Origin of the sequence: Bradyrhizobium sp. 61, from assembly GCF_023073075.1 — a bacterium.
Taxonomy (GTDB): Bacteria; Pseudomonadota; Alphaproteobacteria; order Rhizobiales; family Xanthobacteraceae; genus Bradyrhizobium; species Bradyrhizobium barranii.
Genome location: NZ_JADPIU010000006.1, coordinates 1 through 23,740, shown reverse-complemented (window position 1 = coordinate 23,740; position 23,740 = coordinate 1). Strand labels below are relative to the sequence as shown.

Annotated in this window: 22 protein-coding genes; 8 read left to right on the top strand and 14 right to left on the bottom strand. The window is 61.5% G+C overall.

The annotated features are described in order from the left end of the window. The first annotated feature begins 102 nt into the window (after positions 1–102). Both IVB46_RS01875 and IVB46_RS01870 read left to right on the top strand, forming a co-directional pair. Positions 103–534 carry a helix-turn-helix domain-containing protein gene (locus IVB46_RS01875; RefSeq protein ID WP_247341799.1) on the top strand — a complete coding sequence of 144 codons (432 nt, stop codon included), beginning with the start codon at positions 103–105 and terminating at the stop codon, positions 532–534. A gap of 98 nt (positions 535–632) precedes the next feature. Further along, positions 633–1,581, top strand: a protein-coding gene (locus IVB46_RS01870; protein ID WP_247341796.1) for an IS630 family transposase whose coding sequence is annotated in 2 segments (ribosomal slippage) — positions 633–1,121 and positions 1,123–1,581 — 948 coding nt in all. Because the reading frame shifts where the segments join, the coding sequence is not laid out codon by codon here. Between the two features lie 81 nt (positions 1,582–1,662). Here IVB46_RS01870 and IVB46_RS01865 read toward each other — a convergent pair. From IVB46_RS01865 to IVB46_RS01850, 4 genes are all read right to left on the bottom strand, one after another. After that, positions 1,663–2,484 (bottom strand): enoyl-CoA hydratase-related protein, encoded by an 822-nt coding sequence (locus tag IVB46_RS01865; RefSeq protein ID WP_247341793.1) that lies wholly within the window; start codon positions 2,482–2,484, stop codon positions 1,663–1,665. A gap of 70 nt (positions 2,485–2,554) precedes the next feature. Continuing rightward, positions 2,555–3,259, bottom strand: a complete 705-nt coding sequence (locus tag IVB46_RS01860) for an SDR family NAD(P)-dependent oxidoreductase (protein WP_247341791.1) — start codon at positions 3,257–3,259, stop codon at positions 2,555–2,557. Between the two features lie 17 nt (positions 3,260–3,276). Next, the gene (locus tag IVB46_RS01855) at positions 3,277–5,598 is read right to left on the bottom strand and encodes a molybdopterin-dependent oxidoreductase (RefSeq protein WP_247341788.1); all 2,322 of its coding nucleotides are present in this window, start codon (positions 5,596–5,598) and stop codon (positions 3,277–3,279) included. A 14-nt stretch (positions 5,599–5,612) separates the two neighbouring features. Beyond that, entirely contained in the window at positions 5,613–6,236 is a 624-nt protein-coding gene (locus IVB46_RS01850) for a TetR/AcrR family transcriptional regulator (protein WP_247341785.1), read from the bottom strand. A gap of 162 nt (positions 6,237–6,398) precedes the next feature. Between IVB46_RS01850 and IVB46_RS01845 the strand changes: the two genes are divergently transcribed. Both IVB46_RS01845 and IVB46_RS01840 read left to right on the top strand, forming a co-directional pair. After that, the gene (locus tag IVB46_RS01845) at positions 6,399–7,589 is read left to right on the top strand and encodes an acetyl-CoA C-acyltransferase (protein ID WP_247341782.1); all 1,191 of its coding nucleotides are present in this window, start codon (positions 6,399–6,401) and stop codon (positions 7,587–7,589) included. 95 nt (positions 7,590–7,684) lie between these two features. Then, the gene (locus tag IVB46_RS01840; protein ID WP_247341780.1) at positions 7,685–8,887 is read left to right on the top strand and encodes a multidrug effflux MFS transporter; all 1,203 of its coding nucleotides are present in this window, start codon (positions 7,685–7,687) and stop codon (positions 8,885–8,887) included. Between the two features lie 127 nt (positions 8,888–9,014). Here the strand turns inward: IVB46_RS01840 and IVB46_RS01835 are convergent, their stop codons facing one another. The 7 genes from IVB46_RS01835 to IVB46_RS01805 form a co-directional block, all read right to left on the bottom strand. Continuing rightward, positions 9,015–9,668, bottom strand: coding sequence for a flavin reductase family protein (locus tag IVB46_RS01835; protein ID WP_018322613.1), 654 nt, complete (start codon positions 9,666–9,668; stop codon positions 9,015–9,017). Between the two features lie 127 nt (positions 9,669–9,795). Continuing rightward, the gene (locus IVB46_RS01830; protein WP_247341777.1) at positions 9,796–10,809 is read right to left on the bottom strand and encodes a nitronate monooxygenase family protein; all 1,014 of its coding nucleotides are present in this window, start codon (positions 10,807–10,809) and stop codon (positions 9,796–9,798) included. 22 nt (positions 10,810–10,831) lie between these two features. Continuing rightward, positions 10,832–12,019 (bottom strand): acetyl-CoA C-acyltransferase, encoded by a 1,188-nt coding sequence (locus IVB46_RS01825; RefSeq protein WP_247341774.1) that lies wholly within the window; start codon positions 12,017–12,019, stop codon positions 10,832–10,834. Between the two features lie 14 nt (positions 12,020–12,033). Continuing rightward, positions 12,034–13,164: an acyl-CoA dehydrogenase family protein gene (locus tag IVB46_RS01820; protein ID WP_247341771.1), complete on the bottom strand. Its 1,131-nt coding sequence runs from the start codon at positions 13,162–13,164 to the stop codon at positions 12,034–12,036. Between the two features lie 23 nt (positions 13,165–13,187). Continuing rightward, on the bottom strand, positions 13,188–14,369 hold the full coding sequence (locus tag IVB46_RS01815; RefSeq protein ID WP_247341768.1) for an acyl-CoA dehydrogenase family protein: 1,182 nt from the start codon (positions 14,367–14,369) through the stop codon (positions 13,188–13,190). Between the two features lie 13 nt (positions 14,370–14,382). Beyond that, on the bottom strand, positions 14,383–15,120 hold the full coding sequence (locus IVB46_RS01810; protein ID WP_247341765.1) for an SDR family oxidoreductase: 738 nt from the start codon (positions 15,118–15,120) through the stop codon (positions 14,383–14,385). Positions 15,121–15,137: 17 nt separating this feature from the next. Continuing rightward, positions 15,138–16,742: an AMP-binding protein gene (locus IVB46_RS01805; protein ID WP_247341762.1), complete on the bottom strand. Its 1,605-nt coding sequence runs from the start codon at positions 16,740–16,742 to the stop codon at positions 15,138–15,140. 236 nt (positions 16,743–16,978) lie between these two features. Between IVB46_RS01805 and IVB46_RS01800 the strand changes: the two genes are divergently transcribed. Both IVB46_RS01800 and IVB46_RS01795 read left to right on the top strand, forming a co-directional pair. Beyond that, on the top strand, positions 16,979–17,722 hold the full coding sequence (locus IVB46_RS01800) for an SDR family NAD(P)-dependent oxidoreductase (protein ID WP_247341757.1): 744 nt from the start codon (positions 16,979–16,981) through the stop codon (positions 17,720–17,722). 1 nt (position 17,723) lies between these two features. Then, positions 17,724–18,401, top strand: a complete 678-nt coding sequence (locus IVB46_RS01795) for a glutathione S-transferase family protein (protein ID WP_247341754.1) — start codon at positions 17,724–17,726, stop codon at positions 18,399–18,401. A gap of 24 nt (positions 18,402–18,425) precedes the next feature. On the opposite strand, the gene IVB46_RS01790 is transcribed toward IVB46_RS01795, so the two are convergent. Further along, positions 18,426–19,625 carry a CoA transferase gene (locus IVB46_RS01790; protein WP_247341751.1) on the bottom strand — a complete coding sequence of 400 codons (1,200 nt, stop codon included), beginning with the start codon at positions 19,623–19,625 and terminating at the stop codon, positions 18,426–18,428. A 100-nt stretch (positions 19,626–19,725) separates the two neighbouring features. After that, positions 19,726–20,358, bottom strand: coding sequence for a 2-hydroxychromene-2-carboxylate isomerase (locus IVB46_RS01785; protein WP_247341747.1), 633 nt, complete (start codon positions 20,356–20,358; stop codon positions 19,726–19,728). A gap of 242 nt (positions 20,359–20,600) precedes the next feature. Here IVB46_RS01785 and IVB46_RS01780 point away from each other — a divergent pair, with 242 nt between their 5' ends. Continuing rightward, positions 20,601–21,116, top strand: coding sequence for a helix-turn-helix domain-containing protein (locus IVB46_RS01780; protein ID WP_194406779.1), 516 nt, complete (start codon positions 20,601–20,603; stop codon positions 21,114–21,116). A gap of 660 nt (positions 21,117–21,776) precedes the next feature. After that, positions 21,777–22,037, top strand: a complete 261-nt coding sequence (locus tag IVB46_RS01775; RefSeq protein WP_247341743.1) for a hypothetical protein — start codon at positions 21,777–21,779, stop codon at positions 22,035–22,037. On the opposite strand, the gene IVB46_RS01770 is transcribed toward IVB46_RS01775, so the two are convergent. Continuing rightward, positions 21,968–23,740 (bottom strand): DUF6537 domain-containing protein (locus IVB46_RS01770; protein WP_247341741.1); only part of this gene is annotated, 1,773 nt, incomplete at its 5' end. The two genes, IVB46_RS01775 and IVB46_RS01770, sit on opposite strands and share 70 nt — an antisense overlap.

The window sequence follows — 23,740 nt, the reverse complement described above, 5'->3', positions numbered from 1 at the left end:
TTCCGCGTCCTCGGCTCCGGTCTTCCCAATTTGGTGTGGAACACCGACGAATGATCTGTTACTATCAATTTAGTATCAAGTCACTACTAAAATGAGACTTACATGAAAAAACCTTCGGCCCAGCCTTGCCTGATCGCCCGAAGCCTGGCGCTGGTCGGAGACGCATGGAGCATGCTGATCATGCGCGACGCCCATGCGGGACTGACCCGCTTCGACGATTTTCGCAGGAGTCTCGGTATCGCGCCGACGATGCTGACGGGGCGCCTTTCGGCGCTGGTTGACGAGGGAGTGCTGGAGAAGCGCCGTTATTCAGACCGTCCGCCACGGGACGAATATGTGCTGACGGAAGCCGGGCGCGACTTCTTGCCGGTCCTATTCGCGATTGGTGCGTGGGGACGCAAGCATCGCAGCGGAGGCAAGGTGACCCGGTTCTTTGATGCCGAAAACGGAACGGAGATCGATCCCCTCACCATCGACCGCGCGACCGGCGCTCCGATCGGAACGCGTCCCATTCGTATCGCCGCAGTCGAATGAGCAATTAGAGCGTTTCATTGCTTAATTGAATCGGAGGGGATTCCGGTTTCTGGCGGTTTGTGATTCAAGATGCTGACTGGATTGGAGGCCAGCATCGCATGACCCGACCTCTTTCCCTGGATCTTCGCGAGCGAGTGGTGGCGTCGGTTTTGGCAGGCGAGAGCTGCCGGTCTATGGCAGAACGGTTTGGCGTTGCGGTCTCGTCAGTTGTGAAGTGGTCACAGCGGCAGCGGGCGACCGGCTCGGTTGTGCCTGGCAAGATGGGCGGACACCGCAAGCCTGTACTTGATCCGCACCGCGCCTTCATCGTCGAGCGAATCACTCAGACGCCCCACCTGACGTTACATGGCCTGAAGGCGGAACTGGCGGCCCGTGGGGTCAAGGTCTCGCACAACGCGGTCTGGCTGTTCCTGCGCCGGGAAGGGCTGCGGTTCAAAAAAACACTGTTCGCTCTTGAGCAGGCTCGGGCCGACGTCTCTCGTAGGCGTCAGCGTTGGCAATCCTGGCAGGCCGGGCTCGATCCGGGCCGGCTCGTCTTCATCGATGAGACCTGGATCAAAACCAATATGGCCCCTTTGCGGGGCTGGGGGTGCCAAAGGGGCACGCCTGCGTGGCTTCGCACCGCACGGTTACTGGCGTACCCTCACGTTCCTCGGCGCGCTCCGCCACGACCAACTCACGGCACCCTGCGTCTTCGACGGGCCGATCAACGGCGAATGCTTCCGCGCCTATGTTGAGCACCTTCTCCTGCCAACCCTGCGCGAGGGCGATATCGTCATTCTCGACAATCTTGGAAGCGACAAGTCGAAAGCTGTCAGGCAGATGATCCAGGCCGCTGGCGCCAGGCTCTGGTACCTGCCGCCATACTCCCCCGACCTCAACCCGATCGAACAGGCCTTCGCCAAGATCAAGCATTGGATGCGGCAAGCTCAGAAGCGCACCATCGAGGACACTTGGCGACACATCGGTCACCTCGTCCACGACATCCAGCCTCGTGAATGCGCCAACTACTTCGCTAACGCCGGTTATGCTTCAGTCAAAAAGTGAAACGCTCTAGCTTGGCAGCTCCAGCTTGTGCGGTTGCGGGTACGGCCCGCTAGGCCTTCGAAGTCATGACCTGAAAGAGTTTTACCTGTAAGTCGGCGGACGCTTCTCAATAAAAGCCCGGACAGCTTCGGCGTGCTGCGCAGTGCCCGCCGCGAGGACCATCCTCTCGGCCTCTTGATCTAGTGACGTCAAGAAGTCGGCCGACAGCGCAAGGTCGAGATTATCCTTCATGGAGGCATAGGCGCTCGCCGGGCCATTCGCCAATGCTCTCGCCATTTCGAATGCTTCGCTTTGCAGTTCGGAATCAGACACCACGCGATTGATAAGGCCCAATGCTTCGCAGCGCCGTGCACTGATCCGTTCAGACAGAAACATCAGTTCGCGAGCACGTGCCGTCCCGGCAAGCCGGGTCAACAACCACGAAATGCCGTAATCGCCGGTGAGCGCAATCCTGGCATAGCCTGTCGTCATGATCGTGGATTCGGCCGCGATACGAAGGTCGCAAGCGAGTGCGATCGCAAGCCCGGCGCCAGCCGCCGGTCCCGGCAAAGCTGCGATGGTGGGCTTCCGCACCGAAACAAGTACGCCGGTCAGGGTTCGCTGACGTTCCCGCAATCGCGCAACCTTGTCGCTGAATGACATCGCCGGCGCGGCAGCGTTGCCGCCCATTCCCTTAACATCGCCGCCCGAACAGAAGGCAGTGCCTGCACCGGTAATCAGGAGGGCTCCGACCTCAGGATCATCTCCATTCTGTTTGATCATCCGGCGCAACGCCGGCGTAAGATGATCGGACAACGAATTTCGGGCTCCGGGCCGGTTCAAGGTAATCACCGCGACGCGATCCCGGATCGCGCACAGCAGTTCGTCCGTCCCCGCATCAACCGCGATGGATCCATCAGTCATGTTCCTGACCTTTCAAGTCCCGCGGAGAGCTCTCCAAAGTGACCCAGCGCGCCGTGCCCGTGTTCGAGCGTTACCAATTTTCGTTGAATGGCCGCAGTTCCGTGAGAAACGACCAGGCCGAGCGATCCTGACCGTAGAGATGCAATAATTCGTCGGCGATCGCCGCCGGCTTGATGAAGAACTCATCCGGTTTGTCGCTCATCCGCGCGCGCATCCGGGGCGTATCGATAACGGCGTCGATGAGAACGTAGGAGACGTGGACGCCGAGAGGTCCTACTTCACGTGCGATCGACTCGGCCAGAATGCGCTGCGCCGCCTTCGTCGGCGCGAAGCCGGCGAAATTGGCTTTGCCTCGGATCGAAGAGGTGTTGCCGGTCACCAGGATTGCGCCCTTGCCCCGAGCGATCATGTCAGGCGCCACTTCTCGCGACAGGTACAACAGACCCATCACGTTGACTTCGAAGTTGCCCTTCAGCATCTTCGGATCGATCTCGCGAAAACTCCCCCAACCCCCTCCGACCGCGTTGTGGATGAGAATGTCCGCCGCGCCAAAGCGGCGCTTTACGTCAGCGACTGCGGTCCGCACCTGAGCCTCCTCGGAGACGTCGCAGGTCACCGCGTGCACGTCCGGAAGCTCTTGCGCAAGTCGATTGGTGAGCTCCGCTGAGCGGGCAAGCGCGATGATACGAAACCCGCCAGCAGAGAAGCGCTTGACGATGGCAGCTCCCGTGCCTGGCCCTACTCCGGTCACGATTGCGATTGGTTTCTCGGTCATTCGACGCTCCCTTCGAGCTATTGTCCGGCCGCTCTCTTATGAATTCGCTCGGATTGCGACTGATAGGCGGCAGCTTCGTGCCCGGACACCAGGGTCAAACGCACCGGGACGTTCTTGTGGTAGGGCGTGCCCGCAATGGGATCACGGTTGCCGCTCTCGGTGAGCAGATTGATGCGCGGTCCGTTGATCAGGCGCTCTCCGTCTGATGTCGGGTATGCCTGACCGTAGCCGTGCGGCAGCGCCAACTGGCCGTTCCGCATGGCGTCATCGACCTTGCAGCGGACGACGAGCCGCCCGACCGCCGACTCGACCGCGATCCAGTCACCATCCTTCGCGCCCAACTCGCTCAGATCGCTCGAATTGATCAACAGGGCGCCGTCCGGGTCGTCGCGACGCCACGCGGGATCGCGAAATATCTGGTTGGCATTGAACATGCGGCGACCACCGGCCGCCAGCATGAACGGAAACTCCTTTGGCGCGCCCGCAGCCTGCGGATCGAGACGCGCCAGCCATTCCATCATCTGCGGGACGACCAGCCGAACCTTGCGATCCGAATGGCTGATCAGTGACCAGACCTCGTCATACTTGTGCCGGGTGACCGCCGTGCCCTGCCGGGTCGCCACAATGGTGTTGAACAGAAGGTCTCCGAGCTGCTGGTCCGTCACCTGGTCGGATGCGCCGATCGCCCGCCGTACCGCTTGCGGCGACCGCTTCGCGCAAGCCAATGCCGCGCTCCACAACGGAGCCGCGGCCGCCGTGTCATCCGGAAGCGTCTGCCCTAGCGTATGGTAGAGCACCAGGGCAGGCACCGCCGCCGGGTTTTCCGCGATGAAGGCACGAAAGGCCGCGGCGAATTCAGGTCGCGAGCGCTGTGCTATTTCGCGTAGCGGCGCGAGCACATTGTCACCCGGCAGAAGCCCCAGGGCGACGGCAAGCCGCGTGTAGATCTCGGGCTCTGGCAACGTGCCGGCGAGCGGCGGCAAGACGCCAGCGCGCACGTGAAAATAGTTTGTCGGGAATTCGTAGTTAAAGAGAGTGAATTCCGTCTTCTCGTATTGTGTGGACGCCGGGAGAACGTAATGCGCGAGCCTAGCGGTTTCGGTCATCGCAACGTCCACGACGACGCATAGTTCGAGCGATTTCAGCGCGCGTTCCACCGCCTCCGTGTTTGCGGCGGTGTTGGCGGGATTGGAGCTGTCGATCCAGGCGCAGCGCAACCGGTCTGGATGGTCCTTGAGAACCGCTTCGGGGAAAATGTTGGGCGGCAACAAGCCGCCAATGATGGCGTCGCCGGTTGGCGCGAATGTCTGGTTCGGAGAATTTCCCCATAGCGGCTGAAGCCAGCTATGCAATTGGTTGGTACCTTCACGGCCGAAATTGCCGGAAAGCATGATCAAGAGCTTCTCGAGATAGGAGTTGAGAGTCGAGTTGACGCCTTGCTGGATGCCGAGTTCAACCCGAACCACCATGGCCTTCGCGGCCGCGATCATCGCGGCGCAGCGCTCCAGCTGCGCGATCGAGATATCGGCGGCGTCGGCCCATCCTTGAACGGGGATATTCAATAGCGCTTGCCTCACTTCCGCGAAGCCGATCGTATGCGCCTCAATGAACGCGTGGTCGATCCGGTCGGACCGGACGAGCGTGGCCAGCAGCGCGCCAAGAAGAAACGTATCCGCACCGGGACGAACCGCAAGATGCAGATCCGCCATCTCTGCGGTTTCGGTTCGCCGGGGGTCGATGACGACCAGCTTGCGTGCGGGATCCTTGCGTATCTGATTGAGATGGTCGCGCGCATTGGGGAAGCCGTGCGCGATCCAGGGATTTGCCCCGATGACAAGCAAGAGATCGCAATGATGGACGTCCTCTGAGGTGTGGCAGGTTTGGCTGCCGAACATGTGGCCATTGACCCAGAAGTCGCCGGTTTTTTCCTGCGAAAGAGCGTTGAAGACGCCGCGCGAGCCCAGCGCACGCAACAAACCACTGGCGTAGGCGCCGCCAGCGTGGTTGCCCTGCCCGCCGCCGCCATAAAGGGCAATACTCTTGCCGCCATACCTGTCGACGACGTCTCGAAGCCGCTCCGCGATTTCTGCGATCGCGACGTCCCACTCGATCTCATCAAAGCCGCCATCGGCGCGACGACGCAGCGGGGTCGTGAGCCGATCCCTGTGATGCGCATAGTAGGGAATGCGCGCCGCCTTGTTGCACAGATAGCCTTGCGACTTCGGGTTTGAACGGTCGCCTCGTACCTTCTCGAGACGCCCCTCATTCACCCAGACCTCGATGCCGCAGTTTACGTAACACAGGTTGCAGGCTGTCTTGAGCCACTTGCCGGCCGTCATGGGCACCTCCCAGATTATGGTTTGTCGCAGCTCATCGCCTTTGCTGTTCTGCGCTGTCGCTTGTGAGTCCGGCCGCAGACAGTCATCCGTCCGGCGTCGAGAATATCGTCGGAAAGCTTCCCGGCGCCGACAGCACGCGATAGCACGATCGATCCAACCATCGTCGCAATGGCGCTCGTCGCGATTTGGCGTGCCTGTTGAGGACCCTCGGCGGGAAGCACTTCGACCAGGATGTCGATCATCTTCTCCAGCTTGGAAGCAAGCGCCCGTTGCTCCCTCGGGCTCGATCGAGCGACATCAGCGGCCAGGGCTGGAAGCGCGCAGCCTTGTCTGGGATTGTCGCGGTGGCGGGAACTGAGATAATCGGCGATCAACGTCTCGAAACGATCCTCGTTTGCCTTCCGGTTCGCCAGTTTTTTCCACCGCTCGGCCGTTTGATCCATCGCAAACGCAATTGCCTCGCCAACAAGCGCGGCACGCGACTCGAAATGGTTATAGAACCCGCCGTGCGTAAGACCGGCGAGCTTCATCAATTCGACAACACTAAGCCCTTCGGCACCGTTTTGACGCAAGCCGTAGGAGGCACTTTCAACGATCCGGCTGTGGGTCTGGCGCCTATGGTCTCCTACGTAACGCATCTCCCCTCCGTGCAAGCTGCTCGGTGACCGGCTGTACGACCGTTCCCATCCACCAGCGCTTCTGGACCGCGCTTTTGAAGCGACGGCAATATTTCATTGCAATGCCGGCCATGTTATATGATTATCGTCATATAACAACAGCGATCAACAGGAGAATTCGCCATGGCTTCCGATCCCGTCGTCATCCTCTCCGCAGCCCGGACGCCGCTCGGCCGCTTCATGGGCGAGCTCTCGCCACTCAGTGCCCACAAGCTCGGCTCCCATGTGATCGGATCTGCGCTCGAACGAGCCAAACTGGCGCCCGAGCGGATCGAGGAGGTGTTCATGGGCAATGTGCTGCCCGCCGGACAGGGCCAGGCACCGGCGCGCCAGGCCGCTCGCGGCGCCAAATTGCCGGATGCTACCGGCGCCACGACCATTAACAAGGTCTGCGGCTCCGGCATGAAAGCCACCATGCTCGCTCACGACATCATCAATGCGGGCTCCGCCGAGATCGTTCTGTCTGGCGGCATGGAGAGCATGAGCAATGCACCCTATCTGCTGGCCAAGGCGCGTGGCGGCTATCGCGCGGGCCACGACCGCATCATCGACCACATGTTGATGGACGGGCTGGAAGACGCCTACGAGACCGGACGCTCGATGGGTGATTTCGGCGAAGCCACCGCGGAAGCCTATCAGTTCACCCGCAAGGACCAGGACGCCTATGCGATCGAGACCTTGACCCGGGCCCGCAAGGCGGTTGAAGGCGGCGCGTTCAAGGCGGAGATCGCTCCGATAACGTTGAGCGAGAAGGCCGGGCCTCGGATCATCTCCAATGACGAGCATCCGCTCAAGGTCGATCCCGCCAAGATTCCCGGGCTAAAGGCCGCGTTCCGCGCCAACGGCACCATCACGCCCGCCGCCTCCTCCGCCAATGCCGACGGCGCTGCGGCGCTGATTTTGGCGAAACGCTCGCTGGCCGATCGCGACGGCCTCCCGGTGCTCGCCGAGATCAAGGGTCATGCCACCCACAGCCAGGAGCCACAATGGTTCACCACGGCCCCGATCCCGGCTATTCGCAAGCTGTTGGACAAGGTCGGCTGGAGCGTTGGTGACGTAGATCTGTTCGAGATCAATGAGGCATTTGCCGTCGTGGCGATGGCGGCACAGAAGGATCTCGGCATCCCCAGAGAGAAGCTGAACGTCAATGGCGGCGCCTGCGCGCTAGGTCATCCCATCGGCGCCACCGGCGCGCGGCTGATCGTGACGCTATTGCACGCGCTCGAAACGCGGAACCTCAAGCGCGGGGTCGCGTCACTCTGCATCGGCGGCGGCGAAGCCACGGCCATCGCGATCGAGCGCGTCGTCCGCTGATATTGCGGCTAGGCGACAAAAACGGAATCGGCAAGCGGCGCGAACCGCGTCACTCGCCGCCTTGATCTACCTATCCCTGTCACGCGAAAGATCCCATGGCTGACCTGATCAACACCGCGCCTCGGGACATTCCCACCTCCAGCGCCCTGCCTATCGCGGTCCTTTCCGTCCTGGCCGCGATGGGAACGCTCGCGACTAACATCTTGCTGCCGTCTCTGCCGCAGATTGCGATCTCATTGAATGTCACGACTGCAGAGGTCACGTCCGCCATCACCGTGTTTCTTGCAGTGTTCGGGTTAGGCCAGCTCCTGGTCGGACCGCTTTCGGATCGCTACGGAAGACGTTGGCCGGTCCTGATCGGATTTGCTGTGTTTTTCGTCGGCAGCGTTTGGTGCGGTCTGGCAACCGACCTGCCCAATCTCCTCATCGGCCGCGTCGTGCAGGCAACAGGTGCTTGCGCGACGTCAGTGCTGTCTCGCGCTATCGCCCGCGACATGTTCAGTGGCGCCGCACTGGCGCGCGCGATGGCGCTCATCATGATCGTGATGTCCGCTGCTCCCGGATTCTCGCCGCTGCTTGGCGGCGCCCTCGACCACAGCCTGGGCTGGCGCGCCGAATTCGCGCTGGTCGCAGCCTTTGCCGCCGTCAGCGCCGTTGCCTACGCCATCGTTCTTGGCGAAACCCACAATTCGATCCGCACGCCGTTCAATCCAGTTGTCGTCGGCAGGACCTATGCCGGTCTGATTCAAGACCGTCGCTTCGCTACCCCCGCGGCCGCCTCGAGCCTCACTATGGGCGGCTTGTTCTCGATGTTTTCCGCTGCGCCGCGCCTATTCATCGAAGCGTTGCACTTCACGCCGATCCAGCTCGGGCTCTTCTTTGCCGGCACCGTCTTCATCGTATTCGCCGCGGGTATGCTTGCCACAAGATTGGCACCACGCTACGGGCTCGATGGTCCGATCCGGGCAGGTTTGTGCGCGACGACCGCCAGCAGCCTTGCGATCCTGCTCATCTCGCTGATCAGTCCGACTTTCTTGCCGTTCTTAGCCGCAATGAGCATATATCTCCTCGGCATGGGCATTGTCGGTCCATTGGCCACGGCGCGCGCGTTGTCTCCATTCGGCGAGAAAGCCGGCGCGGCCTCGGCGCTGCTGGGTTTCTTGCAGATGATGATCGCGGCAATCGGCGTATGGCTTGCTGCCACAGTGTCACATGAAGCAATGTTTGCGCTGGGCGTCGTGATGAGCGCGTTCTCCCTGCTGGCTCTTGGCCTGTACGCGCGGGGCCCGGGGTCTTGATGGGCGTATGACTCCGCACGCGCTTCCGTTCAGTCACTCATCGGCTTTGCGAAGTCGGGCTTAGGCCTGTCGGGCAAAACGCGGCAAGGCATGGTCGGCCCCACAATTGAGCCTGTTTCCAGCTCAATCAGGTCCCGTGGAACTCCGGCTTGCTGCTGCCCGCTGGGCGCTTCATCTCGAACATGTTCTCGGTCCTGACCTCGAGATAATCTCCACCCCGGCCGGCGCGCAGAATGGGACGCGCAAGTGCCGTGTTGTAGACGCCGTCCTCGATCAACGTTTTGTCGATGTAGACCGCGACGACCTCACCAAGCACGAACCATCCTTCGACCTTTTCTCCGCGTGCGTTGGCCAGCTGAGAGACCTCGACGACTTTGCATTCCATGGCGGCCCTGCTCTCGCCCACCCGCGGCACAGCAACGTGGCGTCCGGGTATCGGTGTCAAACCGGCTGCTTCGAACTCGCTCACGCCGTGATCGAGTGGCGTCGCTGTCACGTTCATGCGCTCGCCGAGATCCATGGTGACCAGATTCCAGACAAATTCGCGCGTCTCGCTGACGTTCTTGACGGTGTCTTTCCACGAGATCGAGGAAAATCCGATGATCGGAGGATCGTAGAGGAACGCGTTGAAAAAGCTGTAGGGGGCCAAGTTCAATCGACCGGCTGCATTGCGCGATGAGATCCACCCAATCGGACGCGGCGCGATTATCGCATTGAACGGATTATGCCGGAGCCCGTGGCCTTTCGAAGGCTCGTAGTAGTGGAAGTCGGCCTGGTCCATAAATGCCCCCGAAGCTGCCGAAGGCCGTCGATCTGACCCGTTGAGCTTCAACAAAGATCGACGCACGCATGACCATGCGTGCGCATAGCCTCCGTCAGAACGTCCGGAAGCGGTATGTCCTCCCGGGCTAAGCCATCGCCCGAGCCGCAGCCGGCCGCTGTCCGGCGCCGTCGAGGAAACCAGTCAGGCGCTGCCGGATGAGTCTTTCCGCATCCGCCATGATGCGGTCGATCAGTTCCTTCACGGACGGAATGTCGTGAATGAGCCCGACGACCATGCCGCAGCTCCATGCGCCCGCATCCATGTCGCCGTCGATCATCACCTTGGGATAGACGCCCGCCACCTGGTCATGGATGTCCTCGATCTTGAGGCTCTTGCCCTTCTCGCGCTCGATCTCGAGCAGTTGCTCGACGCCCTTGTTGTTCAGGACCCGCTCTGTATTCCGGAGCGCACGCATCACGAGCCTGGTGTCGAGTTCCGTCGCCGCGACCAGCGCCTTCTTGACGTTCTCGTGCACCGGCGCTTCCTTGGTGGCGATGAAGCGCGTGCCCATGTTCATGCCCGCAGCGCCCATCGCCAGGGCGGCAACCAGGCTGCGCGCATCCGCCATGCCGCCCGAGGCAACGAACGGGATCTTCAGTTCCTCCGCGGCGCGCGGCAACAGGATCATGTTCGGCATGTCATCCTCGCCGGGATGGCCCCCGCACTCGAAGCCGTCGACGCTGACGGCATCGCAACCGATCTGCTCGGCCTTCAGTGAATGCCGGACGGAGGTGCATTTGTGGATCACCTTGATGCCGCCCGCCTTCAGGGCCGGCATGTACTGTTCGGGGCTGCGCCCGGCGGTTTCGACGATCTTGACGCCGCCCTCTCTGATGGCCGCGATGTACTCCGGATAGGGCGGCGCGCTGAAGGTCGGCAGGAATGTCAGATTCACGCCGAACGGCTTGTCCGTCATGTCGCGGCAGCGAGCGATCTCCTTGGCCAGCAGCTCCGGCGTTCTCTGCGTCAGGCCCGTAATCAAGCCGAGCCCGCCCGCGTTGGAGACGGCCGCCGCCATTTCGGCGAAGCCGACATAGTGCATTCCGCCCTGGATGATCGGGTGCTCGATGCCGAACAGTTCGGTAATTGCTGTCTTCACGAATGATCTCCCGCGTTGCCGCTCAGTGGATGATTTCGAACAGGCCGGCTGCGCCCATGCCGCCACCGATGCACATGGTCACCACGCCGTACTTCGCCTTGCGCCGCCGGCCCTCGATCAGGAGATGGCCGGTGAGCCGCGACCCGGTCATGCCGTAGGGATGACCGATCGCGATCGAGCCGCCGTTGACGTTGAGCTTGTCCGGATCGATTCCGAGCTTGTCGCGGCAATAGATCACCTGCACCGCATAGGCCTCGTTCAGCTCCCAGAGGTCGATGTCGTCGATCTTGAGGTTATGGCGCTTGAGCAGGCGCGGGATCGCGGCGACCGGGCCGACACCCATCTCGTCCGGCTCGACGCCGGCAGCGACGAAGCCACGAAAAATGCCAAGCGGCTTGAGACCCTTTCTGGCCGCAATCTTGTCGCTCATGATCACGCAGGCCGAGGCACCGTCCGAGAGCTGGCTGGCATTTCCTGCGCTGATTGTCTTGCCCTCGAACACCGGCTTGATCTTGGCGAGGCCTTCGGCGGTGGTTTCCGGACGCGGGCCTTCGTCCTTGGTGAGCGTCACCTGCTCGTAGGTGACCTCCTTGGTGTCCTTGTTGAACAGCGCCATCCTGGTCGTGAACGGCACGATCTCGTCGTTGAAGCGGCCGGCCTGTAACGCAGCGCCGACGCGGCGTTGGCACTCGAGGCTGTATTCGTCCTGCTTGTCGCGGCCGATCTTGTAGCGCTCGGCAACGACCTCGGCGGTATCGAGCATCGACATGTACATTTCGGGCTTCATCGCCATCAGCTCGTCGTCCACCGCGTGGAACTTGTTCATGTGCTCGTTCTGCACGAGGCTGATCGACTCGATGCCTCCGCCGATCGCGACCTCGACCCCGTCGAGCATCACCGAGCGCGCGGCGACCGCGATGGCCTGCAGGCCGGACGCGCATTGCCGGTCGATCGTTGTGCCGGCCACCGTGATGGGCAGGCCGGCGCGGATCGCGCCCTTGCGCGCCACGTTCATCACCATGGTGCCTTGCTGCATCGCGCAGCCCATGACCACGTCTTCTACTTCTCCGGGCGCGATGCCGGCGCGCTTCACGGCTTCGGCCATCACGTGCCCGGCCGTGGTGGGGCCGTCCGTGTTGTTGAGCGCGCCGCGATACGCTTTTCCGACGGCCGTTCGGGCGGTGGAAACGATGACTGCTTCAGTGGTCATGCCTGCCTCGCTGCTTATGCGGCCGCGTCCAGCTGCGCGTAACGCAGCACATGGAACGCGGGATCGCCGAACTGGATGTTGATGGAGGAGATTCGCTTGAAATAGTGCCCGACGTTGAGCTCGTCGGTCATTCCCATGCCGCCGTGAAGCTGCACCGCCTGGTCGGCGACGAACTTGCCGGCATAGCCGATCTTCGATTTGGCACCCGAGGCGAGCCGCGACAGGCCGGCATCGCCAGCGCTGAGACTGAGGCTCAGATGCTGCATCAGGGAAAGCGCCTCCTGATGTGCGATGAACATGTCGACCATTCGGTGCTGCAGCACCTGGAAGGAACCGATGGTGGTGCCGAACTGCTTGCGCGTCTTCGAATACTCCAGCGTCGCCGAATTCAGCTCGCCGATGGCGCCGACTGCTTCCGCGCAGAGCGCGCCGATGGCACGGTCACGGCAGGCTTCCAGCGCGGCAAGACCCTCGCCTTCTGCGCCCAGCAATTGCCCGCGGACCTCGTGCAGGCCGAGCTCGGCAGCCCGGCGGCCGTCGATGGTCTTGAAGCTCCGGAGATCGACGCCGGTCGCGCGCCGATCGACCACGAACAGGCTGACGCCGCCGCGGTCACGATCGTCGCCGGAGGTCCGCGCAGAGACGATCAGATAGTCGGCCCAAGGTGCGGCGATCACCATGGTCTTCGCGCCGGTCAGGATGTGGTCGCTCCCCTCGCGCCGCGCCCGCGTCGTGACATTGGCAAGATCGAAGCGCGATGCCTTCTCCGTCCAGGCCAGCGTCCAGATTTTCGAGCCGTCGATGATTTCAGGGATGAAGCTTTGCTGCTGCTCCGGCGTGCCCACGTGCTCGATCAATCCGCCGGCCAGCACCACCGTCTCGACGAACGGCTCGACCACGAGGTGACGGCCGAACTCATGCATCACGATCATGGTCGACAGCGGACCGCCGCCGAGACCGCCGGCGCCCTCGGAGAACGGTGCAGCGAGAAGGCCGAGCTCGGCGAAAGCGTCCCATTGCTTTCGGCTGAAGCCCTCCTCGCTTGCCACGATCTTGCGCCGCGCCTCGAAGTCGTACTGGTCGCGCAACAGGCGCTGGACGCTGGATCGCAGCAATTCCTGCTCTTCCGTGAACTGAATATCCATCCGATCCTCCCGATCCGCCGTGACTAGAGCCCGAGCACGGCTTTGGCGATGATGTTGCGCTGGATCTCGTTGGATCCGCCGTAGATGCTGAGCTTGCGCGCGTTCAGGTATTTCTCCGACGCGGTATGGCCGTAGTCGGCGCCGGGCATGAAGCGGTTGGCGCTGACCGGATGCTCGCGGATGGCAAGGCCGTAATTGCCGATCGCGCGATGGGTGAGTTCGGTGATGGCCTGGAAGATTTCAGTGCCGCGGATCTTGAAAAGCGAGGCGGCCGGGCCAGGATCTATGCCGCGCGCCATCTGGGCGACGACGCGCAGCTCCGTCGCCTCCAGCGCCAGCACGTCGAGCTCGATGCGGGCAATGTCCCGCAGAAATTCGAGATGCGCGGGATCCTCGGCCGGTATTTCGGCCTTCACGATCTGTTTCAGCTTGTTGATGTAGCGGGTGGACCGGCCGATGCCGGCCATGCTGGTGCGCTCGTTGCCGAGCAGGAACTTGGCGTAGGTCCAGCCCTTGTTCTCCTCGCCGATCGAATTCTCGGCGGGCACGCGGACGTTCTCGAGGAAGACGTCATTGACCTCGTGGCTGCCATCGATCGTGATGATCGGCCGCACGGTGACGCCGGGCGACTTCATGTCGATCAGCAGGAAGGAGATCCCGGATTGCGGCTTCGCGCTCGGATCGGTCCGCACGAGGCAGAAGATCCAGTCGGCATGCTGCGCCAGCGTGGTCCAGGTCTTGTGACCATTGACGATGTAGTGGTCGCCGTTGCGCACGGCCTTGGTTCTGACGGTTGCGAGGTCCGAGCCGGAGCCAGGCTCCGAATAGCCCTGGCACCACCAATCCTCGCCGGAGAGAATCCGCGGCAGAAATTTCTGCTTCTGCGCCTCGTTGCCGAAGGTGTAGATAACCGGCCCGACCATGGTGACGCTGAATGCGAGCGGCGGCAGCGTGCCGGCGCGAGAGGTCTCCTGCTCGAAGATGAAGCGCTGCGTGACGGACCAGCCCGGGCCGCCATACTCCTTGGGCCAGAGCGGGGCGATCCAACCCTTCTTGTGGAGGATCCGGTGCCACAGCAGCGACTGCTCCTTGGTCAGGTCGGTCTCCGGATTGGGAACGCGCATTTCCGGCGGATAGTTCTCCGCAATGAAACTGCGCACCTCGTCACGAAACGCGGCATCCTCGGGCGAAAGCTTGAGCTCCATCGCAGCAGGCCCGCTACCACTTCTCGCCGAAGGGGCGGATCTCGAGCTCGAAGGTCCAGGCGCTTTTCGGCTGCTGGTAGAGCTGCCAATAGGATGCTGCGACGGAGGACGGAGGCATCAAGGCGTCCGGATCATCCAGCGCGGTGGGCCCGAGAGCCTCCAGTCGGCGTTGCCGCACCCACTCAGTATCCACGCCGGAATCGATGATGAGATGCGCGACGTGAATATTTTTCGGGCCAAGCTCGCGGGCCATTGCTTGCGCGACCGCACGAAGGCCAAACTTGGCGCTTGCGAAAGCGGCATACCCGCTGCCGCCTCGGAGCGAGGCGGTCGCCCCGGTAAAGAAGATGTTGCCACCCCCGCGCGGAAGCATGAGGCGGGCCGCCTCGCGACCGGCCAGAAAGCCGGAATAGCAGGCCATTTCCCAGACCTTGCGGAAAACGCGTTCTGTGGTTTCCAGAATTGGGAAATTGACGTTCGCACCGATGTTGAAGATGCAGACTTCCAGCGGCGCATGCTTGTCTGCATCGTTGAGGAAGGAGATGATCTCGTCTTCCTTGCGAGCGTCGAGCGAGCGTGCGTGAATCTCTCCGCCGGCAGCCTCGATATCCCTGACGAGCGGAGCCAATTTTTCGCCGTTACGACGGCCGGCGAAGACCGTGAAGCCTTCTGCGGCGAACTTTTTGGCGATCTCGCCGCCGATGAAGTCTCCGGCGCCGATGACGGCCACGGTCGCGTTTCTCTTTTGCAAGATGTCCTCCCGGTAAGTTAGATGTGTTGCCTGCGGAATTCGGGCGTCTGCACCGCAGGGGTTGCGCCGCCTTCGCGCAAGCTCTCCGCGAGCTTGTGCTTGAGTATCTTGCCGGTCGACGTCGCCGGCAAGGCATCGAGGATGACAATTTCGGACGGCCGCTTGTAAGAAGTAAGCTGAGACCGGACAAAATGCATCAGGGTCTCTGGTGTCGTGCAAGATCCTGGCAGCAACTGCACAAAGGCCACGATCTCCTCATTGCCGTCCGCGGCACGACCGACCACAGCGGATTGCACGACGTCCTTGTGTGAACTGAGGACAGCTTCGACCTCCGCGGGATAGACGTTGAAACCGGAACGAATGATCATTTCCTTGGTGCGGCCGACGATATACAGACAATCGCCGTCGAAACGTGCGAGATCGCCGGTGTTGAACCAGCCCTCGCTGTCAATCACCTTTGCGGTAAGCTCGGGGGCACGATAGTACCCCAACATGACGTTGCGCCCGCGAACATGCAGCTCGCCGACTTCACCTCCTGCCGTCGGAAACCCTTCGATGGTTCGCACCCGCGCCTCCACACCCGGCAGCAGCGTACCAACAGCCTGATCCGAGCGTGGTCTGTCGAAACGTACGCCTGATATTCCCGGCGAGCATTCGGTGATCCCGTAGCCGTTGAGCAACGGAAGCCCGAACTCCTCTTCCACACGCAACTTCAAATTCAAATCCAGCGGCGCGCCGGCGACGGCAATCAAGCGCAACGAACCTCGGGGGAGTTGTTCCACGCCTGATACGCTCTTGTACTCCAGCAGGCGCTGATAGGTGGCAGGCACGCCATTGAGAATGGTGACGCCCTCCTCCGCGATGGCCTTTGCAGTCGCGGCAGGATCGTATTTGCTGACCATCCGCGCCGTGCCGCCAACCATCAGCGTCATCATCAGGAGCGAGATGCCGACGATATGCGAGATCGGCAACACAAGATAGATCTTGTCCTTCTCGTTCATCCTGCGGAAATACGCGGTGGTCTTTGCGCTGATCAGAAGGTTGTCATGCGAGAGCATCACGCCCTTGGGAGTCCCCGTCGTTCCGGACGTGTAGATCAAAACCGCGACTTGCCTCGCTGGATCGGCCTCCACCGGCTGGACCACCGCGCTTTCGTTGAGCGGACCAACACCAATTTCCGACAGCGCGCCAATTCGCCGATTCTCGGCGCCATAGCGAGAGGCGTGAGCAGCGGCCTCGTTCGAAATACCCGACGTGAACAACATCCGCCGGGCGCCGCTGTGATCGCGGATCTGGTCCAGTTCGCGCGCCGACAAGCGCGGGTTGGCGACAATCGCCCAGGCGTCGAGCCGGCTCGCCGCCAGCAGCAAAGCGGCAAGCGCAATACAGTTCTCGCTGACAATGATCATCCGATCGCCGGCCCTGATCCCCAGCGATGAGAGCATGGTGGCGATCTCGCCAACGCGCTGCTCCAGATCTCGATAGCTCCAGGAAGCCCCGTCCTCGACCAGCGAAATCCGGTCAGGCGCTCTGGCAACCGGTCCTGCCGTTACTTGATGGATTCGGCTCGGCAAGCCGACAACAATCTCGTCGACACTGATCGTCTCTGAAAGCTCCAGCACGACTGACCTCCCGACCGACCATGCCGACTTTGCAATGCGGCACACTTGGCTTCGACTTATAGTTCTTTTTTAGAACTCGTCAATCGATAAATCGTCGTCAGCCTTTTCCGGAGTCGAATGGACAATCCATCGGCGAGTATCGTTTTCTGCGCGACTCTTAAGAACCTCCGTTTACAACGCATCATCCGGCAGCTAGTCTATAGTATCAAATAAGAACTTAAAGGGGAGGATCGAGGATGGCAGCGAGCCGCGGTGTAGCGATACTTGTCGGCGCAGGCGATGCCATTGGCGCGGCGGTCGCCCGGCGTTTTGCCCGAGGCGGCTATACGGTTTGCATTTGCAGACGCGATGCGTCCAAATCGCAGGGACTCGTGGCCGAGCTGAGGGCTGCGGGGCATGACGTTCACGCATTCAGCGTGGATGCGCGTCAGGAACCAGAAGTCCAAGGCATATTCACGCGGGTCGAGAAAGAGCACGGGCCTGTCGAGGTTTGCCTCTACAATGCCGGCTCGAACGTCAACAAGCCTCTGCTCGAGACCACGGAGAAGTTGTTCTTCAAAGCTTGGGAACTCGCCTGCTATGGTGGTTTCCTGGTTGGACGTGAGGCGGCTCGCGTGATGCTGTCGCGCGGACGCGGCACCATCTTCTTTACGGGTGCGACGGCAAGCGTGCGTGGCGGCCCGGGATTTGCAGCATTTTCATCAGCGAAGTTCGGCCTTCGTGCAGTGGCACAGGCGATGGCGCGCGAGCTTGGACCGAAGAACATTCACGTCGTGCATCTCCTGATCGACGCTGGCGTGGATAGCGAGGCGATTCACCAACGCATGAAGGCAGCGAAGGGGATCGAAGCAAGCGACATTCCGCCCGATAGCCTGACCAAGACGTCTTCCATTGCCGAGGCGTATTGGTTCACCCACCAGCAAAGCAAAGATGGCTGGACCCACGAGCTCGATCTCCGTCCGTCCGTGGAGAAATGGTAACATGAATGCGACACCAGACCTGACCCTGTGGGGCGTTGGAACGAGTCGCACCATTCGTCCGCATTGGGCCATGCACGAACTGGGCTTAGCCTACAAGACAAGGCCCATTGGCCCGCGAACCGGCGAAACCAAGACCGCGGAATACTCGAAGCTCAATCCGCGCCAGAAGATCCCGCTGCTTCAGGATGGCGACTTCTGCATCGGCGAGAGCGCGGCGATCGTTGCCTACCTGTCGCGAATGTATTCCACGACGGAACGCTCGCTGATTCCGGAAGCCGCCCGCGAGTATGCGGCGTGGCTGGAATGGTGCTTCTTTATCGTCGCGGAGCTGGATTCCACCAGCCTTTACGTGATGCGTCGCCATCGGGCCGATGCGCTCGGCCCGATCTACGGCGTCGCGCCCGAGGTCGTCGCCCAGGCCGGAGAGTATTTCCGCCAGCAGTTGCGCCATGTCGAAGTCGCGCTCGCAGACGGCCGGCAGTTCCTGATGGGCGACCGGTTTACCAGCGCTGACATCCTGCTCACGACCTGCCTGGAGTGGGCCATCGCCTATGGCGTCGGCATTTGCGACAACGCTCAGCCCTATCTCGAGCGCATCAGGAAACGGGAAGCTTTCCAGCGCGCCGTCGCGGCGAATGCCCCGCTGGCACCGATCACGCCGGCGCCGGCGAAGACCTAGAGTACGGCCTCGTGCGCTTCGCCGTCAGACGGCGACGCGCACGCTGCGCTCTGCGACCATCTTGTCGATGGCGGCGTCGTCATAGCCCAGTTCGTGCAACACGTCGCGCGAGTCCTCACCGACCCTGGGAGCGGGCCCACCGATCGCGGCCTCATTGATCGCAAAGCGGGCTGCGGGTTTAGGTTGCCGCACCCGCCCGACCTTCGGTTGATCGAACTCCGCGATGATTTCGCGCGCGACCACCTGTTCGTTGTGGATGATTTCGCCGCGCCGCAGGATCGGCGAACAGGGGACGTCGGCGGCATCCAGACGCTCCAGCCATTCTGCGGTGGTGTGCTGGCTGATATATTCGGCCATCTTGTTGATGCGTGCCGTGGCGTTGACCGAGCGCGCCGATGGCGTCGCAAACCGGGGATCCTTGGCAAGCTCGGGATCGCCGGAGGCCTGGCAAAACCCCTGCCATTCGGAATCGGAAATGGTGCCGGCGGTGATGTAGCCGTCGCTGGTCTTGAACACGAGATCGGGCCGATCGTTGGGATCGGCAGCAGCAGCCTCGGCACCCACCACCGTGTATTGCATCATGCCTTCGGGCCACAAATACGAGATCATCGCATCAAGCATCGCAACCTGAATGTGATCACCCTGCCCGGTCTTCTCGCGGGCATAGAGCGCGGCCGCCACCGCCTGCGCGGTGAACACCGCGGTGGTCTTGTCACAGACGATGGTGCGGATCATCTGCGGGCGGTTCGTGACCGGCTGCGACTGGATGTCGGCAAAGCCCGACAGGCCCTGAATGATCGGGTCGTAAACGCGCTTCTTCACATAGGGTCCGGTGTCGCCAACACCGCTGATCGAGACATAGATCAGGCGTGGATGCCGCTGGCGCAGCTCATCGCCGCCGAGACCGAGGCGCTCCATGGTGCCGGGCCGGAAATTCTGCACCAGCACATCCGCCTTCGCGACCAATTTGGCCAGAACCTCACGGCCGGCCGCGCTTTTGACATCAATCGACAGCGAGCGCTTGCCACGGTTTGAAGAAATGAATAGCGCGGAGAATTCGCCATCCTTATCAATGGTGGCGCGGCTGCGCCGGGTAATGTCGCCGCCGATCGGCTCGATTTTCAGGACGTCCGCGCCCTGATCCGCCAGGAACATGGTCGCGAAAGGACCCGACACTACGCCTGTCAAATCGAGGACACGAACGCCGTTGAGGGGGCCGGGCATGACATTCTCCCTAAATTGGTTTTGTTATAAGGCCGACTGAGCTTTCGTCATGCAGGCGCGCGGACGTCTGCTCGGCTCTGCAAGGCTCCAGGTCCTGGCCTTAGGCCGTCTTCGAAACGGGCTGGCCAATCTGCTCGACGATCGACTCCTCCACATCGCGGAGCTGGTCCTTGCCGAAGAACATCTCATTTCCAACGAAGAAAGTCGGCGAGCCGAATGCGCCGCGGTTGACGGCGTCGGTGGTCCGATCGATCAGCCCTTTCTTGACGTCATCCTGCTGCGCACGCGCAAGCAACCGATCAATATCGACGCCTGAGGAGATGAACGCTGCTCGGAAGGTTTCGAGATCATCCATCTTCTTCGGCTCCTCCCACATGTGGTGGTACGCCGCGCGGAAGTAGGGTTCGAACACGCCTTCGAGCTGCGCCGCGACGGCGCCGCGCATCAACATCAGCGTATTGACCGGAAAGAACGGATTGGACCGGAACTTCGTTGCGTTATGACGGCGAATGAAGCGCTGTGTCTCCAGCGCCTGATACTCCGGCTTGTTCTTGATGCCACGAAGGGATTCGAACGGGGACATGTTGCCCGTCGCCTTGAAGATGCCGCCGAGCAGGACCGGGACATATTCGAATTTCACGCCGGTGCGCCGTTCGATTCCCGGCAGGGCCAGTTCCGCGAGGTAAGCATTCGGACTGCCGAAATCGAACAGGAATTCAACTTTGAGAGACATGTCAGCTCCTCCCGCAGAGCGCGATGTTGGTCAGATTTGGGTGATCGTCCAGGCCGAACGCAGGCTGTCACCCACTTGTATAGTTCTAAAATTGAACTGTCAAATCTGCTCTGAAATCACGAGGTTTGGGCGACCGACGGGGGTATTGTATCCACTTTAGTACCTATCTAGAATGGTGTGAGCGGCGCATGCCCCTCCCCCCTGATTCGAGCGGAACAGGCACCGGCCGACCGGAGAGCAGAATGAAATGGGATGAACTTGAGGAAGAGCCGTGTTCGATGGCTCGCACCATCGGTGTGATTGGTGACCGCTGGACTCTTCTAATTCTCCGCGAATGCTTCCTGCGCACGCGCCGCTTCGAGGGTTTTCAGTCAGCGCTTGGAATCACACGGCATTTGCTCGCCGAGCGGTTGAAGAAGCTGGTCCGGCAGGGCGTCCTGCGCCGCATTCCGTATCAGGAGTCGCCTAAACGCCACGAGTATATCCTGACGCAAAAGGGCCTCGACCTCTATCCGATCATGATGGCGCTCGTACATTGGGGCGACACCCACATGGTCGACGAACGCGGACGTCCCCTGCTGCATGAGCACCGCAAGTGCGGAAAGATGTTCGACCCCGTGATGGTGTGCTCGGAATGCGGCGAGCCGCTTTCAGCCAAGGAAGTTCATGTCCACCCTGGTCCAGGTGCGCGCCCGGCTCCAGAGAGGGTCTTGCTTGACAAAAAAGCAAAGCCGAAGCCCCGCAGGAAAGCGGCGTAACGGCGACGCGCCGCGTTTCCCCCGCAACGGCCGCAGCACTGCGGCGGCTAACTCTGCGCCATCGGCTGGGTGAACTACAGTTTGACGCCCCCCGGTGCAGAAGCGCATCAGTTCGACTGACTATCCGATCGGCTCGCCATGACCCTCTGTTCTACGGCAGCGCGTAAGACGCCAGCCCGAGCAGCCTCTGCAGGACGTCGCTTGGTTCGATTCTGGACCGAGCATTAGAAGCTCAATTTCCAAACGCGCCAAAAAATTCGGCAGGAATGGAGCTGCTTACGCAACGAACTCAACGGCTTGTAAGCTGGCTGGGGCGGGAGGGATCGAACCTCCGAATGGCGGAATCAAAATCCGTTTGATTATATAATGATTTCAAGGCGCATTTGGAAAAAATGGTCGAACACACTCCTGCAATTTCAATAGGTTGGCTGCTGTTCCAAATGAAAATGGGGATCGATTGAGCAACGCAGCTGCCCTTCGGATTCGCCTAGGCATGGCTCGCACTATCACGCCTGCAAGCGCCTTGAACTGAGCATCTGAAGATCCCGATAACCTGGACAGCAAGCACCTGGACAGCAGTCGCTGCGATTCTAAGCGCCAGGGCTTCCCGATCGGCGCAAGAAAGTCGTGCCGGCGCGGCAATCTAAGGTGGGTTAGTAGATGATGCGCTATCCTAGCAGCCCGCGAATCGCGGGGATTGCGATGCGCAAAGCCAAGGCTAAAGCTGCATTCGAGCAGATGTTCGATGATTGGGAACGGGAGCTCGGCATCACCATCACTGCAGAGCACGACCCGAGCTTTTCCGACTTCTGTTCGTGGGCAGAGCGCAAGCACTTTTCGCACTACTTCAATCAGGCCGCCGCCTGTCGCGATGACGCTGAGCTGGAGATGGCTGCCTCCATTTGCTCCAGCTTGGCGTGATAGGCATCGACGGCGGCCTTCTTCACCGGGCCGAAGCCGCGGACATCATCCGCCAGAGAAAGTAGCCCGACTAGTCGCTGGTGGTTTGCTGGCGTGAGCTGCTTCAACGCTCTATCCGTTAGCGCTTCGTATTCAGGAATTAGCGCTCGCTCCATACGCCGTTCGGGCATGTAACCAAAAATGTCGAACGGGGTGCCTCGGAGCCGCTTCATGCGCGAAAGCATGCGCAGAACCGGCAACATGAATGCGACTGAGATCTCTCGCTTCTGCGGCCGCCCATTGACGGGCTTGCCTGCCAGAATTGGCGGCGCCAGGTTGAACGACAGTGTCGCGCCCCCCTGGAAAGTGCTTTTGATCTCGTTTGCGAGCGCGGGATCGCTCAGCAGGCGAGCGACCTCGTACTCATCCTTATAAGCGAGAAGCCGCCCATAGCCCCGGGCCACCGCCGTTGCGAGCGCTTGGGAGCCCGGAACGATGGCCTCTTCCACCGAGGCGACTTTGGCGACGAGCGCCCGGTAGCGGCGGGCGAGGAGTTCGCTTTGATACGCGACGAGACGTGCGCTGTGCACGTCCACAAGCTCATCCAGCGTCTTTGGCACGAACGGTGCTGCTGGTCGGCTGCGGCCCACCATCGCCTCAATCTGAGCCGAGTCATGGACGTACAGCCGCCCTAGCCTAAACGCCCGCAGGTTCATCGGCACGGCGACACCGTTCAATCGAATCGCTGCCTCGACGGAAGCCGGCCCGACCGGAAGCAATCCATATTGCGAAGCTACGCCGAGGAGGACCAGCGTCGCAGCGATGCTGTCTCCCATCAGAGTCGCGCTGATGGATGATGCGTTAATGCTCAGCATGCGCTCACGGTCAACGCGTTGCGCGAGTCTGGCTTCCATCAAGTCGGGGGCGATCTTGAAGTCGCGGCTGAATTGAAAGTCGACCGTCGGACCGACATCGGCATTCAGCACGGCGCGCGTCTTGCCCGCGGCCAGGGTCGCCGCGGATTCATCGGCTAGGGCAGCGACAAGGTCGAACGCGATAAGTGAGGTCGCCTCGCCGCGGCCGATGCGTTGGGTCGCGATGGCATCCGCAGTGCGCCCGACACGGACATGACTGTACACGGCACCATTCTTTTGCGCGAGGCCCGTCATATCGAATAAGGAGGCGGCCTTGCCCTCGAGATGCGCCGCCATGCCGATCAGCGCCGCGACCGTGACCACGCCCATGCCGCCAACCCCGGCTAGTATGATGTTCTCCGTGCCGTCTTGGCGATTAGCGACGACTGGATCGCGCAGCTTCTCGAAGACGGATTCGTCGATCTCCGACGGCGCCGGCTTGCGTGGCTCCGCGTTCCGCACCGTGATGAAGGAGGGACAGAACCCGTTTAGGCAACTATAATCCTTGTTGCAGCTCGACTGGTCGATCCGCCGCTTCAGACCGAACGCAGTTTCGACCGGTTCCAGGCTTACGCAGGTCGATTGGACGGAGCAGTCCCCACATGCCTCGCACACGCCTTTTGCGATGAACAGGCGCTTCGGAGGGTCGGGGAATTTACCGCGCTTTCTCCGTCGCCGCTTCTCGGCCTCGCAGGTCTGCTCATAAATGAGTGTCAATCGGCCCTTTAATTGCGGATTGATGTCAATTCTCTTTTTGAAGCCATTCGGCAAGACGGTAGCGCTCGCCCCGTCGGAGCGGGTCGGGTTGCG

Bases quoted from the DNA above. Each gene is read 5' to 3' on its own strand.
- IVB46_RS01865 (WP_247341793.1), bottom strand. From the start codon at position 2,484: ATGACTGATGGATCCATCGCGGTTGATGCGGGGACGGACGAACTGCTG.
- IVB46_RS01850 (WP_247341785.1), bottom strand. From the start codon at position 6,236: ATGCGTTACGTAGGAGACCATAGGCGCCAGACCCACAGCCGGATCGTT.
- IVB46_RS01855 (WP_247341788.1), bottom strand. From the start codon at position 5,598: ATGACGGCCGGCAAGTGGCTCAAGACAGCCTGCAACCTGTGTTACGTA.
- IVB46_RS01825 (WP_247341774.1), bottom strand. From the start codon at position 12,019: ATGACCACTGAAGCAGTCATCGTTTCCACCGCCCGAACGGCCGTCGGA.
- IVB46_RS01860 (WP_247341791.1), bottom strand. From the start codon at position 3,259: ATGACCGAGAAACCAATCGCAATCGTGACCGGAGTAGGGCCAGGCACG.
- IVB46_RS01835 (WP_018322613.1), bottom strand. From the start codon at position 9,668: ATGGACCAGGCCGACTTCCACTACTACGAGCCTTCGAAAGGCCACGGG.
- IVB46_RS01775 (WP_247341743.1), top strand. From the start codon at position 21,777: ATGATGCGCTATCCTAGCAGCCCGCGAATCGCGGGGATTGCGATGCGC.
- IVB46_RS01785 (WP_247341747.1), bottom strand. From the start codon at position 20,358: ATGTCTCTCAAAGTTGAATTCCTGTTCGATTTCGGCAGTCCGAATGCT.
- IVB46_RS01790 (WP_247341751.1), bottom strand. From the start codon at position 19,625: ATGCCCGGCCCCCTCAACGGCGTTCGTGTCCTCGATTTGACAGGCGTA.
- IVB46_RS01815 (WP_247341768.1), bottom strand. From the start codon at position 14,369: ATGGAGCTCAAGCTTTCGCCCGAGGATGCCGCGTTTCGTGACGAGGTG.
- IVB46_RS01795 (WP_247341754.1), top strand. From the start codon at position 17,724: ATGAATGCGACACCAGACCTGACCCTGTGGGGCGTTGGAACGAGTCGC.
- IVB46_RS01875 (WP_247341799.1), top strand. From the start codon at position 103: ATGAAAAAACCTTCGGCCCAGCCTTGCCTGATCGCCCGAAGCCTGGCG.
- IVB46_RS01800 (WP_247341757.1), top strand. From the start codon at position 16,979: ATGGCAGCGAGCCGCGGTGTAGCGATACTTGTCGGCGCAGGCGATGCC.
- IVB46_RS01820 (WP_247341771.1), bottom strand. From the start codon at position 13,164: ATGGATATTCAGTTCACGGAAGAGCAGGAATTGCTGCGATCCAGCGTC.
- IVB46_RS01845 (WP_247341782.1), top strand. From the start codon at position 6,399: ATGGCTTCCGATCCCGTCGTCATCCTCTCCGCAGCCCGGACGCCGCTC.
- IVB46_RS01780 (WP_194406779.1), top strand. From the start codon at position 20,601: ATGAAATGGGATGAACTTGAGGAAGAGCCGTGTTCGATGGCTCGCACC.
- IVB46_RS01840 (WP_247341780.1), top strand. From the start codon at position 7,685: ATGGCTGACCTGATCAACACCGCGCCTCGGGACATTCCCACCTCCAGC.